11 protein-coding genes are annotated in these 13,516 nt (G+C 71.7%); 9 read left to right on the top strand and 2 right to left on the bottom strand.

The genetic code is table 11. The annotated features are described in order from the left end of the window. The first annotated feature begins 35 nt into the window (after nt 1-35). From pcaDC to EV375_RS27190, 3 genes are all read left to right on the top strand, one after another. Nucleotides 36-1,283, top strand: coding sequence for a bifunctional 3-oxoadipate enol-lactonase/4-carboxymuconolactone decarboxylase PcaDC (gene pcaDC / locus EV375_RS27200; protein ID WP_130302916.1), 1,248 nt, complete (start codon nt 36-38; stop codon nt 1,281-1,283). 75 nt (nt 1,284-1,358) lie between these two features. After that, on the top strand, nt 1,359-1,997 hold the full coding sequence (locus EV375_RS27195) for an MBL fold metallo-hydrolase (RefSeq protein WP_130302570.1): 639 nt from the start codon (nt 1,359-1,361) through the stop codon (nt 1,995-1,997). A 10-nt stretch (nt 1,998-2,007) separates the two neighbouring features. Then, nucleotides 2,008-2,787, top strand: coding sequence for an exodeoxyribonuclease III (locus EV375_RS27190; RefSeq protein WP_130302569.1), 780 nt, complete (start codon nt 2,008-2,010; stop codon nt 2,785-2,787). 96 nt (nt 2,788-2,883) lie between these two features. Here EV375_RS27190 and EV375_RS27185 read toward each other — a convergent pair whose 3' ends face one another. Then, the gene (locus tag EV375_RS27185; protein WP_130302568.1) at nt 2,884-4,695 is read right to left on the bottom strand and encodes an SGNH/GDSL hydrolase family protein; all 1,812 of its coding nucleotides are present in this window, start codon (nt 4,693-4,695) and stop codon (nt 2,884-2,886) included. 197 nt (nt 4,696-4,892) lie between these two features. Between EV375_RS27185 and EV375_RS27180 the strand changes: the two genes are divergently transcribed. Further along, on the top strand, nt 4,893-5,336 hold the full coding sequence (locus EV375_RS27180) for a DUF6278 family protein (RefSeq protein WP_130302567.1): 444 nt from the start codon (nt 4,893-4,895) through the stop codon (nt 5,334-5,336). An 84-nt stretch (nt 5,337-5,420) separates the two neighbouring features. Here EV375_RS27180 and EV375_RS27175 read toward each other — a convergent pair whose 3' ends face one another. Further along, complete coding sequence (locus EV375_RS27175; protein ID WP_130302566.1) at nt 5,421-6,203, bottom strand: hypothetical protein; 783 nt, start codon at nt 6,201-6,203, stop codon at nt 5,421-5,423. Between the two features lie 158 nt (nt 6,204-6,361). Between EV375_RS27175 and ggt the strand changes: the two genes are divergently transcribed. The 5 genes from ggt to hydA all read left to right on the top strand — a co-directional run bounded on the left by ggt (nt 6,362) and on the right by hydA (nt 13,516). Further along, nucleotides 6,362-8,179 (top strand): gamma-glutamyltransferase, encoded by a 1,818-nt coding sequence (gene ggt, locus EV375_RS27170; protein ID WP_130302915.1) that lies wholly within the window; start codon nt 6,362-6,364, stop codon nt 8,177-8,179. A gap of 147 nt (nt 8,180-8,326) precedes the next feature. Continuing rightward, nucleotides 8,327-9,700, top strand: a complete 1,374-nt coding sequence (locus EV375_RS27165) for a hypothetical protein (protein ID WP_130302565.1) — start codon at nt 8,327-8,329, stop codon at nt 9,698-9,700. 227 nt (nt 9,701-9,927) lie between these two features. Beyond that, nucleotides 9,928-10,770 carry a nitrilase-related carbon-nitrogen hydrolase gene (locus tag EV375_RS27160; RefSeq protein WP_130302564.1) on the top strand — a complete coding sequence of 281 codons (843 nt, stop codon included), beginning with the start codon at nt 9,928-9,930 and terminating at the stop codon, nt 10,768-10,770. Next, the gene (locus tag EV375_RS27155; protein ID WP_130302563.1) at nt 10,770-12,113 is read left to right on the top strand and encodes a class-III pyridoxal-phosphate-dependent aminotransferase; all 1,344 of its coding nucleotides are present in this window, start codon (nt 10,770-10,772) and stop codon (nt 12,111-12,113) included. Before EV375_RS27160 ends, EV375_RS27155 begins: the two co-directional genes overlap by 1 nt. Next, on the top strand, nt 12,110-13,516 hold the full coding sequence (gene hydA, locus EV375_RS27150; protein ID WP_130302562.1) for a dihydropyrimidinase: 1,407 nt from the start codon (nt 12,110-12,112) through the stop codon (nt 13,514-13,516). Before EV375_RS27155 ends, hydA begins: the two co-directional genes overlap by 4 nt.

Here is a 13,516-nt window from a genome sequence, read left to right as displayed (position 1 = left end):
AGCGTGGCCGCGTGAGCGAGAAGCAGAGTGACCGGATGTTGCAACACCGCCTGGACGGCCCCGACGACGCCCCCGTGCTTGTGCTCGGTCCGGCCCTCGGTACGACGTGGCACATGTGGGACCGGCAGATACCGGAACTGACCCGCAGCTGGCGCGTTCTCCGATTCGACCTGCCAGGTCATGGGGGAGCCCCCGCGTATCCCGCCGACTCGGCCACGTCGCTGGCCGAGCGCGTCCTGGCCACGCTCGACTCCCTCGGCATCCAGCGCTTCGGCTTCGCCGGGTGCTCCATCGGCGGCGCCGTCGGCATACAGCTGGGCATCCTGGCCCGCGAAAGGCTCTCCTCGCTCGCGCTCATCTCCACCTCGCCCCGCTTCGGGACCGCCGACGCCTGGCGGCAGCGCGGCGTCGTCGTCCGTACCAACGGGCTCGACCCCATCGCCCGCTCCACGCCCGAGCGGTGGTTCACCGAGGGGTTCGTCGAAGCGCAGCCCGCGATCGTCGAGTGGGCCGTGCAGATGGTGCGCACGACCGACCCCGGCTGCTACATCGCGGCCTGCGAGGTGCTGGCCGCCTTCGACGTGCGCAGTGAACTGGGCGGGATCGGCGTGCCGACGCTGGTCGTCGCCGGCGCCGAGGACGAGGCGACACCGCCCGCCGACGCCCGCGCCCTCGTCGCCGGGATACCGGACGCGAGGCTCGCGATAGTGCCCGGAGCGTCGCACCTGACGCCCGTCGAACAGCCGGGCGCCGTCACCGAGTTGATCATCAGGCACTTCACGACAAGCTGGCAGGAGTCGCCCGCGGGTCCGCCCGCCCCGGCGCCCGTGATCACTCCCGCACCGATCAGGCCCACCGGCGCCGTGGCGGAACTGGAGTCCGCGGACCTCGTCACGGCCCGCAGCGACACCTACGACGCGGGCATGAAGGTCCGCCGCGAGGTTCTCGGAGACGCGCACGTGGACCGGGCGCAGGAGAACGCGGACGACTTCACGCAGGACTTCCAGGACTTCGTCACGCGCTACGCCTGGGGCGAGGTATGGACCCGTCAGGGTCTCGACCGGCGGACCCGCAGCGTGATCACCCTCACCGCGCTCGTCGCCCGCGGCCACTACGACGAACTGACCTTCCACATCCGGGCGGCCCTGCGCAACGGCCTCACCCCGGAGGAGATCAAGGAGGTCCTCCTCCAGACCGCCGTCTACGCCGGCGTTCCCGCCGCGAACTCCGCGTTCGCGGTCGCCCAGGGCGTGATCCGGGAGGAGACCACGCCGGACGAGTAGCCCCGCTCCCGGGTCGCGCGCAGGCCACGCGGACGTCGCGCCGAACCGCCGGGAGCAGCAGGCACAATGGCCCCCATGGAGCTGATCAAGAAGGGCCACGCCTGCGTACGGGTCGAGAGGGACGGACGCACGCTCGTCATCGACCCCGGAGGCTTCAGCGAGGGCGACGCCGCCGTCGGAGCCGACGCGGTGCTGGTCACGCACGAGCACCCGGACCACTTCGACGAGGGCCGGCTGCGCGCCGCCATGGAGGCCAACCCGGCCGCGCAGATCTGGGCGCCGCGCAGTGTGTCGGAGCGGATCTCCACGACCTTCCCCGGCCGGGTGCACACCGTCGGAGAGGGCGACGCCGTCGACGCCGCGGGTTTCCCGGTCGAGGTCCACGGGCAGCTGCACGCCGTGATCCACCCCGACATCCCGCGGATCGCCAACTGCGGATACCTCGTGGACGGTTCCCTCTTCCACCCCGGTGACGCCCTGACCGTGCCGGGCCGCCCCGTGGACACGCTGCTGCTGCCGGTGCACGCGCCCTGGAGCAAGGTCTCCGAGGTCATCGACTACCTGCGCGAAGTCGCGCCGCGCCGCGCCTTCGACGTGCACGACGGACTCCTCGCGGACCAGGCGAGGCCGGTCTACGACCGGCTCATCGGCGACTTGGGAGGCGTGGAGCACGGGCGTCTGGCCCCCGGCGAGAGTGTCGGTGTCGCGCGGTAGATTTCACGGCATGCGTATCGCGACCTGGAACGTCAATTCCGTGGGTGCCCGTCTGCCGCGGCTGCTGGAGTGGCTGGAGTCCTCCGCTCCCGATGTGCTCTGCCTGCAGGAGCTGAAGTGCTCCGCCGAGGCCTTCCCCGCCGCCGAGGTCAAGGCGCTGGGTTACGAGTCGCTGGTCAACGGCGACGGGCGGTGGAACGGGGTCGCGGTCCTCTCCCGCGTCGGCCTGGCCGACACCGTCACCGGCCTGCCCGAGGGCCCGGCCTACGACGGCGGCCAGGAGTCGCGCGCGGCGGCTGCGACGTGCGGCGGTGTGCGCGTGTGGTCGGTGTACGTGCCCAACGGCCGCGAAGTGGGCCACCCGCACTACGACTACAAGCTCCAGTGGCTGGAGGCGCTCCGCCGGACCGCCCGGCACGAGGTCTCCGGCGACGTCCCCTTCGCGATACTGGGCGACTACAACATCGCCCCCACCGACGAGGACGTCTACGACCGGGCCGTCTTCGAGGGCTCCACCCACGTCACCGAGCCGGAGCGTGCCGCCCTGAAGGCCCTGCGCCAGGAGGGCCTGTCGGATGTGATGCCGCGCCCCCTCAAGTACGACCACCCGTACACGTACTGGGACTACCGGCAGCTGTGCTTCCCGAAGAACCGGGGCATGCGCATCGACCTCGTCTATGGCAACGCTCCGTTCGAGGCGGCCGTGAAGGACGCCTACGTCGACCGGGAGGCGCGGAAGGGCAAGGGCGCCTCCGACCACGCCCCCGTCGTCGTCGACCTCGAACTCTGACCGTCCCGGCAGGGGCAGGGCGCCGCCGGCGTTTCCGCGCGACGCCCTTCCCGTCCCGGCCTGTGCTTTTTCGTCCCGGTCCCGGGCGCGGTGCGGCTACGGCACGAGCTTCCTCAGATCCACCGAGTCCGCCATCGCCTTGTATCCCGCGTCGCCCGGGTGCAGATGGTCGCCGCTGTCGTACGCGGGCAGCATCCGCTGGGGGCGGTCCGGATCCCGTACGACCGCGTCGAAGTCGAGCACCGCGTCGAAGGTTCCCTTGCTGTCGCGGACGAAGGCGTTGACTGCGCTGCGCTTGGCCTCGACCTCCGGCAGGCAGTCCTTGTAGCCCTCACAGGGCGTCAGCGTGGCCCCGACGACGCGCAGTCCACGCTCGTGCGCGCGCCGGGCGACCTCTTTCAGACCCGCGACGACCTCCTCCGCCGAGGCGCCCCACCGCACGTCGTTGATGCCTTCGAGGACGACGACGGTGTGCGCGTTCGAGTGCGCCAGCACGTCACGCTCCAGACGGTGCAGGGCGCTGACGCCGCCCGTGTCGTCGCTGACACCGTCGCCGGGATAGCGGTCGGAGACGACACGGTTCGCGGAGATGCCCTGGTTGAGCACGCCGTAGCGCGGCACTTCCTGCTGTGCGCGCAGCCGCCGGGCCAGCACGTCCGGCCAGCGCCGGTTGGTGTCGGGCGTGGAGCGCACCCCGTCCGTGATGGAGTCGCCGAACGCGACGACGGACCCCGGGCCGCCGCGCACGTCGACACCCGTGAGGAAGGGCCACACCCCCAACGAGCCGGTGAACGCCGTGCCTTCCTGGTCTCCCGTGCGGTCGCCGCTGCCGCCGGCGCTGACGTAGCTGCGCTGACTCGTCGCGCTGTGCACCGGAGCGGCCGCCACCGGGCCGGGCAGATGGATGCTCACCAGAAGATTGCTGTCGGCGGGCACTTGGAAGCCGACGGGATCGCTCACCGCGTGCGTGCCCGCGGGCATCACCACTCCGTCGCGGCCGCCGAACTGCAGCTTCACCGGCCTCCCCCTGCCGGTGGCGCCCTCCTGCTGGACGACGACCGAGGCCCGCCCGATCTCGACGGGCGCCGAGGCGAAGGTGTTCGCCAGCCGGATGCGCGTGCGCGAGCCGCCGGCGGAGGTGTGCACGACGAGGCGGAGCGTCTGGTTCGCCCAGGGGCCGACGGTCGTGTACCCGGCGGTGCTCGTCGTCCAGCTCCCCGTCCACTCAGGCTCCTGACGCCGCACCGACGCGGCGAAGACGTGCAGATCGCTTTCGGGACCGGCGTCGCGCGGCAGCGTCACCGAGCGGACGGAGCGGCCCTTGCGGACCGGAACCGTCACGGCGTACAGCTTTGCCTTCTCCGTGAGTGGCGTTCCTGAGCGGGTGTTGATGTGCGGCAGCGCGACGGCCTTCGTCGCGAGCGGGCCGGCGCGCCAGTCGGGAGCGGTCAGCGTGTAGGGGGACGTGGAGCCGTCCCAGTAGCGGATGGTGCCGGTGCCGGTGACGCCCGCGCCCGGGCCTCCGCTTCGGGAGGTGGCCGCGACCAGCAACGACACCGCGTTGCCGGTTCCGCTGACCCGGACCTGCTGCCCGTCGGCGCGTACGTTGTCGGGCTGTCCCGGACGCTTGTGCGGCCAGCGAAGTGCGGCGGAGTCGAGCCCGAGCAGGCGGCCCGGCTCCCAGCCGGCGGCCTTCAGGTCCTGCGCGGAGAGGGAGTTGCCCGCCCCGTCGAAGTCGGCGGCTCCCGGCCGTGCGTCGTCGCTCACCGCCCGGTTGTCGAAGAGCCGCTCCAGAGGGAGCGGCTCTTCGGTGGTCGTTGTCGTGCGGTCCTCCGCCGCCACTGCCGCGGGGGCACCCGCGAGGGTCAGCAGGATCACGAGGGGAACACTCCACAGACGTCCGCGCACGCCGACGGTCCTCTCTCTTCGTCCGGCACCAACACCCTTTCCGCGCGCCCCGATTCGACCGAGGCCCGGTGAAGGTAGAGAGACGGCAAAGCGGCGTCAAGGTGTCCAGTCGGGACACCGGCCGTTTTTTCCGCACGCCTGCCGATGCACAGCGTGCCTGTGGTGCTCGCCCATGGGGGAATGACACCCTGAAACGCATGAACATCCCCTTCCTGGACAACTGGCGTAAGAGGCACGGCGACGCGCGGAACGCCTCGATCGCGGACGCGGTGTCCGGCGAGGACCCGGAGGGTGCCGCGCAGCTTCTCTCGGAATGCGAACTGCTGCGGGACCAGGCAGGGGACGCGGGAGTCGAACTCGACGACTCGGTCGAGTCGTTGGCCGCCCTGGACCAGCTCCTGCCGCGCTGGCGGGACGACCCGGAGATCACTCCCTGGCTCGGCAGCGACGCCGGCCTGTACCTGGGGACGGTTCTCGTACGGACCGTGCCGGGCGCCCGGTGGCGGCTGCGGCCGGACGGTCAGCCGGTGGTGCGGCTGGGCTCGGGCCGGGAGCTGGACGTCCTGGAGGAGGGGGCTTCGTGGGCGGAGACGGGCACGCCGGAGCTGTCGCAGCTGTACGCGGAGTTCTCCGAGACGTGAGCCCGGAGCGCGGGCCGGGCGTCGCCTGAGCCGGCCGAAGGACGGGCGGGCCGTGCGGGTGTGCAGGCAGGGCGCTCCGTGTGCTCAGCTCTTCGCCCGGTGACTGCCGCGGCGTCCGCCCGCGTCCGGGTCGGCCGGCGATGCGGGTGGTGGCGCCGTCGCGGCGCGGGTGACGTCGGCGACGAGCTCGACGACGTCCGCCCCGTATGCCTGGGAGTTGACGACCCGCAGCAGCACGCAGAAGTTCCCGTTGGCCCCGTATCTGCGCGTCAGCTGGTCGTGGTGCCGGGCCAGATGACGGGCCGCGGCCTGGTGGGTGACGGAGCGCTGGCCGCAGATGAGGAAGACGGGGCGGGCGGTGTCGCCCTGCCCGGCGGTGAGCCGCGCGAGGAGAACGTGCTCGCGCACGCCGGGCTCCAGGAGATGACGCTCGCCGCCGATGGTGAAGGCGCCCCTGTCCGGGCTGTTGCCGGTCTCGGTGTCGATGCGTACGCCCGGCAGCAGGGATTGCAGATGAGCTGCCATGCGCCGGTTCGAGACGGGCCCGCCGATGCAGAACTCGGTGCGCTCGCCGAAGCCCTGCTGCGCCATGTCGTGGGATATGACGTCGGCGTTCGCTCCGCACTCCTTGACGACGGCGGACAGCTCGAGCAGCGCGAAGACGTCGTTGCGGATGACGGACCATTCGGCGGTGGCGGCGTCCCGGTTGACCACCATGAGGCACTCGGAGTGCTGCGGCAGGCCGAAGAACCGCTGCTTGCGGCCGAGTCCGCGCCGCCACAGAAAGGTGCGCGCGAACCAGCCCAGGGCGATGGCGAGGGCCACCGCGACGGCACCCAGCACAAGAGCAGGCAGGTTCTGCGTCATGAAGCCGGAGCGTACTGCGCAGACGGACGGGGTGCAGCGGGGTCGGCGGGATCTGCGCAGCGAGAGCGGCGGGATCAGCCCCGCACCGGTGCTGACGCGACTTCGGCGGCGGGCTAGTCTTCGCTGACCCGTCCCGTCAGGAGGCTCCCATGCGGCGTATGACCAACCGCCGTTCCGTCAGACTGATCGCCGTGATCACCGCCACCGCGGCCGTCGCCACGGTGGGTGCCGCGGCAGCACCCGCCCTCACCGGAAGCGGTCAGGACGCCGGGCACGAGCCGTCGAAGAAGCCGGTCGCCGTCGGCTACGGCGGTGCCGTCTCCAGCGTGGACGCGGACGCGTCCGCGGCGGGGATCAAGGTGCTCAAGCAGGGCGGCAACGCCGTCGACGCCGCGGTGGCCACGGCCGCCGCCCTCGGCGTCACCGAGCCGTACTCGGCAGGCCTCGGCGGAGGCGGGTACTTCGTCTCCTACAGCGCGGCGGACGGGAGAATCCGTACTCTCGACGGCCGCGAGACCGCGCCGAAGAGCGCCGACGAGAAGCTCTTCCAGGAGAACGGCGAGGCCATACCGTTCGCCGAGGCCGTCACCAGCGGCCTGAGCGTGGGTACCCCGGGCACGCCCGCCACATGGGAGAAGGCCCTCGGAAAGTGGGGCACGAAGCCCCTCGGCAAGGTGCTCGCCCCCGCCGAGAAGCTGGCGCGCGACGGCTTCACCGTCGACAAGACCTTCCGTCAGCAGACCGCCGACAACGAGGAGCGCTTCCGCAAGTTCCCGGACACCGTCGAGCTGTTCATGCCCGGCGGCGAACTGCCCAAGACGGGCAGCACCCTGCGCAACCCGGACCTCGCCCGCACCTACAAGGCGATTGCCCGCAACGGCACGGGGCAGCTCTACGACGGGGCGATCGCCGACGACATCGTCGAAACGGTGCGCAGGCCGCCGGTCGACCCCGGCAGCGGGGAGAAGGTCCGCAAGGGCGACCTGACACGAGAGGACCTCAAGGCGTACGAGGTCAAGAAGCAGGCGCCGTCGCACACCGAGTACCGCGGTCTCGACGTCTTCGGCATGGCACCCTCCTCCTCCGGCGGGACCACCGTCGGCGAGGCCCTGAACATCCTCGAGCGCGGCGATCTGAGCAAGCTCAGCGAGAAGAAGCTGCTGCACCGCTACATCGAGGCCAGCCGCGTCGCCTTCGCCGACCGCGGACGCTGGGTCGGCGACCCGTCGGCGGAGGACGTGCCCACGAAGGAGCTGCTCTCGCAGCGCTTCGCCGACTCACGTGCCTGCCTCATCAAGGACGACGAGGTACTCAAGAGCCCGGTGGCGCCCGGAGATCCGCGCGACCCGGAGGAGTGCGGCTCCGGCGACAAGGCCGCGCCGACGACGTACGAGGGCGAGAGCACGACGCACCTGACGACCGCCGACAAGTGGGGCAACGTCGTCTCCTACACGCTGACGATCGAGCAGACCGGCGGCAGCGGCATCACCGTCCCCGGGCGGGGCTTCCTGCTCAACAACGAGCTGACGGACTTCTCGTTCGAGCCCGCCGACCCGGACGTGCACGACCCGAACCTGCCGGGCCCGGGCAAGCGTCCGCGTTCGTCCATGTCGCCGACGATCGTGCTGGAGGACGGCAAACCGGCCTTCGCGCTCGGCTCGCCCGGCGGTGCCACGATCATCACCACCGTGCTCCAGAGCATGATCAACCACGTGGACCGGGGCATGCCGCTGGACAAGGCGCTCAACGCGCCCCGCGCCAGCCAGCGCAACGCGGCGAAGACCGAGATCGAGCCCGCGCTGTGGAACAGCGGCGTGCGGCCCCGGCTGGAGGATCTCGGCCACTCCTTCACCAGGATCGACGAGATCGGCGCGGCGACCGCAGTGCAGCAGCTGCCCGGCGGACGGTGGCTCGCCGCGGCGGAGGAGGAGCGGCGCGGAGGCGGCTCGGCGATGGTGGTACGCCCCTCGAAGTAGCTGCGCCCCTCGACGTGGGGGACGTCAGGAGCCGGCCGGCCCGGCCGGCTCCTGACGGTCGCCGGGAGCGGACGGGGAGCGGGACGAAAACTGCCCGTAGCATCCCGGACACACCCGCTGTAACACGGCGGGTGTGCAATGCCGGGCATGGCAGATGTGCCCGCTGCGGCGACCGCCCGGCCGCCCCTGGAACCGGTTCGTGTGTACGCCGCCGAACTGGCCGCGCTGGCCGGGCAGTTGGACGCGGCTTCCGGCTGGTACGCCGTCTTCGCCGCGCACGACCCGCAGGGTCTGCGGGACTGCCTGGCGGGCCGGGAGGTTCCCCCCTGGGACGTCGTGGCCTCGCTGCTGGACGACTTCACGCACCTGTACGGGACCGGACCGGCGCGGCGGGCGGAGGAACGCCTGCTGCGGCTGCACGCCGCGGCCACCACCGCGTATGACATCTGGGCCGGCGGCGGGCCGGTGCTGCGGAGCCGGCTCGCCGTGGTGGAGGGGGAGTCGGCCGAGGCGGCGGCGCGCGTACGGGCACTGGAGCCGGACGGCGGCACCGAGTTGGCGTGGGCGCTGGACCATCTCGCGCGGACCGAGGCGCGCCGTGCGGAGCTGCGCGCCCGTCACGCAGCTCTCGACGCTCCCACGCGGGGCGGGCCGGCCGAGCGGGCCGGCGCGCCCGAGCACCACGGGCCCGCTGCCGATCCGTCTCCGGACACCCCCGCGCGCGCCAACAGGCGTGCTCGTACGGGCGGTTCGCGTTTCGCCGGGGCGCCCCTCACAGCGCCGGACGCCGCCGGGCCCGCCGCGATCGTGCCGCCCGGCGCCCCGTCGCCCGACCTCGTCCCGCCCGCCGCCGGGAACGCCGGTGCCGCCGCCGCAGGTGAACCGCCGCCGCGCGGCGCCCGGTTCGCCGGGGCGGTGCGGCGCCCCGCCGCGGCCGTACCCGCCCCCGAGGAGGTCGCCGAGGCGCGGGCGGCCGAGGAGGAGACCGCCGCACGGCTGACGCACCTGCGGCGTGCGGGAAGCGGCGGCGAGGCGCACGCGCTGCTGTGCGAGGCCGCGGGCCGGCAGCCGCTCCGGTTCGCCGTGCTGGTCGAGGAGTTGCACCGCCGCGGCATGACGTCGGACGCGGGGATTCTGCTGTGGGAGGCCGCTGCGCTGCCCGCCGGCGCCTTCGCCGCCGCTGCCGGTGCGCTCTCCTCCCTGGGCCGCGCGGAGGACAGCGCACGGTTGCTGCGCCAGGGCGCGCACCGGCCGCCGCAGCAGATCGCCGAGGCCGCACTTGCCCTGCACCGGGCAGGGCGGGAGAGCGGGGCCGTGGAGTTGCTGGCCGCCGTCATCCGTGCCCGCTCACCGTCGGGAGCCGCCGAGGTGCTGACCGAAGCCCCCGTGGCGCCTGCCGCTGCGGCGGTGCTCGTCTCTCTCGTCCTGGACGCGGCACGGACGCTGTCCCCGGAGCACTGCCGCAGGGTCGCCGACGCATTCCGGGCCGCGGGAGTTCCGGGCGTGCCGGGAGCGGTGTGACCGGGCGGCCCGGGGAACCGCGCGCGGCTCGTCGCCGGCGGTTGTGCCTGGTGGCCGGGCGTGCGGGGCTTCGAGGACCGGTCTTTCACGCGTCAGCGGAAAGCCCGATCGTTCGGGCGACCTGGCGCAGATGCCCTTGCCACCGTGCGTGACCCGACCTACCGTCACATTCTCACGTGGATCTACGCGTGTCGAATGGCCTTGACCTCCCGGCAAAGGAGCTGCTCATGCCCGATGTTGTGCGCGCCGCCCTCGTGCAGGCGACATGGACAGGCGACACGGAATCGATGATCGAGAAGCATGAGCAGCACGCACGCGAGGCGGCCCGGCAGGGCGCCGAGGTCATCGGATTCCAAGAGGTCTTCAACGCCCCGTACTTCTGCCAGGTGCAGGACGCCGAGCACTACAAGTGGGCCGAGCCCGTGCCGGACGGCCCGACGGTGCGGCGGATGCAGGAGCTGGCACGCGAGACGGGAATGGTCGTCGTCGTCCCGGTCTTCGAGAAGGAGCAGTCGGGCTTCTACTTCAACACCGCCGCGGTCATCGACGCCGACGGCACCTACCTCGGCAAGTACCGCAAGCACCACATCCCCCAGGTCAAGGGATTCTGGGAGAAGTTCTACTTCAAGCCGGGCAACGTGGGCTGGCCCGTCTTCGACACGGCCGTGGGCAAGGTCGGCGTCTACATCTGCTACGACCGCCACTTCCCCGAGGGCTGGCGCGCCCTCGGACTCGAGGGCGCGCAGCTCGTCTACAACCCCTCGGCCACGCACCGGGGCCTGTCCTCCTACCTGTGGCAGCTGGAACAGCCCGCCGCCGCCGTCGCCAACGAGTACTTCATCGCCGCCATCAACCGGGTCGGCACCGAGGAGTACGGCGACAACGACTTCTACGGCACGAGCTACTTCGTCGACCCGCGCGGCCAGTTCGTCGGCGACGTCGCGAGCGACAAGGAGGAGGAACTCCTCGTCCGCGACCTCGACTTCGGGATGATCGAAGAGGTGCGCCGGCAGTGGGCCTTCTACCGGGACCGCCGCCCCGACGCCTACGACGGGCTGGTGCAGCCCTGATGAGCACCCACCACACCGCCGGACCGGCGGCGGCGCTCCTTCACCGGCACCGCGCCGTCATGCCCGACTGGCTCGCGCTGTACTACGACGAGCCGATGGAGATCACCCACGGCGAGGGGCGGTACGTCTGGGACGGCGAGGGCAACCGCTACCTCGACTTCTTCGGCGGCATCCTCACCACGATGACGGCCCACGCGCTGCCGGAGGTCACCAAGGCCGTCAGTGAGCAGGCGGGGCGCATCCTGCACACCTCCAGCCTCTACCTCGACCGGCCCATGGTGGAGCTGGCCGAGCGCATCGCCGCCCTGTCCGGGATTCCAGACGCCCGCGTCTTCTTCACCACCTCCGGCACCGAGGCCAACGACACGGCGCTGCTGCTGGCCACCACCTACCGCCGCTCCAACCAGATCCTCGCGCTGCGCAACAGCTACCACGGCCGTTCCTTCTCGGCGATCGGCATCACGGGCAACCGCGCCTGGTCGCCCACGAGCCTCTCGCCCCTCCAGACGCTCTACGTGCACGGAGGCGTCCGCACCCGGGGTCCCTACGCGGCCCTGGACGACGCGGAGTTCATCGAGGCCTGCACGGCGGACCTGGAGGACATGCTCGGCCAGACCGGCGGTGACGTGGCCGCTCTGATCGCCGAACCGGTGCAGGGCGTCGGCGGGTTCACCTCACCTCCGGACGGCCTGTTCGCCGCGTTCCGCGAAGTCCTCGACGAGCGCGGCATCCTGTGGATCAGCGACGAGGTGCAGACGGGCTGGGGCCGCACCGGCGAGCACTTCTGGGGCTGGCAGGCCCATGACCGGGCCGGCCCGCCCGACATGCTCACCTTCGCCAAGGGCATCGGCAACGGCATGTCCATCGGCGGCGTCGTCGCACGGGCCGACATCATGAACTGCCTTCCCGCCAACTCCATCTCCACCTTCGGCGGCAGCCCCGTCACGATGGCCGCCGGCAACGCGAACCTCAACTACGTGCTGGAGCACGACCTTCAGGGCAACGCGCGCCGCGTCGGCGGCCTGCTCCTGGAGCGGCTGCGGGCCGCGTCCGCCGGCCTGGGCGTCGTACGGGAGGTGCGCGGCAGGGGCCTGATGGCCGGCGTGGAACTGGTCGATCCGGACACCGGCGACCCGTCGCCGAAGGCGGCCTCGCTGGTGCTGGAGGCGGCGCGCGAGGGGGGTCTGCTCATCGGCAAGGGCGGCGGCCACTCCACGAGCAGCGTGCTGCGCATCGCACCGCCGCTGAGTCTCACCGTCGCAGAGGCGGAGGAGGGCGCCGGAATCCTGGAGCGCGCCCTGCGCACGGCCAACAACGAGCTGGGAGGGAAGAGTTCGCAATGACGCACTCACGTACGGTCGTTCGCGGGGGGCTCGTCATCACCGCGTCCGACGAGACGCACGCGGACGTACTCGTCGAGGACGGACGGATCGTCGCCACCGCGGCCACCGGAAGCAGCGTCGCCGAGGGCTGGAGCGCGGAGCACACCATCGACGCCACCGGCAAGTACGTCATCCCGGGCGGCGTCGACCCGCACACCCACATGGACATGCCCTTCGGCGGCACCTTCTCCTCCGACGACTTCGAGAGCGGAACCCGGGCCGCCGCCTGGGGCGGCACGACCACCATCGTCGACTTCGCGATCCAGACGAAGGGCCACGCGCTTCGGGAGGGCCTGGACCGCTGGCACGCCAAGGCCGACTCCAAGTGCGCCGTCGACTACGCGTTCCACATGATCCTCTCCGATGTGAACCAGGGGACGCTGAAGGAGATGGACATGCTGGTGGAGGAGGGCATCACCTCCTTCAAGATGTTCATGGCCTACCCGGGCGTCTTCTACAGCGACGACGGGCAGATCCTGCGCGCCATGCAGCGCACCGCCTCCAACGGCGGCCTGACGATGATGCACGCCGAGAACGGCATCGCCATCGACGTCCTCGTCGAACAGGCGCTGGCCGCCGGCCGGACCGACCCGCGCCACCACGGCGAGGTGCGCAAGGCCCTGCTGGAGGCGGAAGCCACCCACCGGGCGATCCAGCTGGCGCGGGTGGCGGGTGCACCGCTGTACGTCGTGCACGTCTCCGCCGAGGAGGCCGTCGCCGAACTCGCCGCGGCCCGGGACAAGGACCTGCCGGTGTTCGGCGAGACCTGCCCGCAGTACCTGTTCCTCTCCACGGACAACCTGGCCGAGCCGGACTTCGGCGGAGCCAAGTACGTGTGCTCCACGCCGCTGCGGCCGCGTGAGCACCAGGCCGCACTGTGGCGGGGGCTGCGCACCGACGATCTCCAGGTCGTCTCCACCGACCACTGCCCGTTCTGCTTCGTCGGGCAGAAGGAACTCGGCCGCGGCGACTTCTCCAAGATCCCCAACGGGATGCCGGGCGTCGAGCACCGGATGGACCTGCTGCATCAGGCCGTGCTCGACGGCCACATCTCGCGCCGCCGCTGGATCGAGATCGCCTGCGCCACACCGGCCCGGATGTTCGGGCTGTACCCCAAGAAGGGCACTCTGCAGCCCGGTTCGGACGCCGACATCGTCGTCTACGACCCGCAGGCGCAGCAGACGCTCTCCGTCGACACGCACCACATGAACGTCGACTACTCGGCGTACGAGGGCAAGCAGATCACCGGTCAGGTCGAGACGGTGCTCTCGCGCGGCGAGACCGTCATCGACAGGCGCACCTACACAGGACGCGCGGGGCACGGGCAGTACACGCCCCGCGGTCTGTGCCAACTCCTCGGCTGA

This window comes from Streptomyces sp. CNZ301 (genome assembly GCF_004217425.1).
Note: the sequence above shows the minus strand (reverse complement) of the source record. Positions and strands in the feature narration are given on the sequence as shown.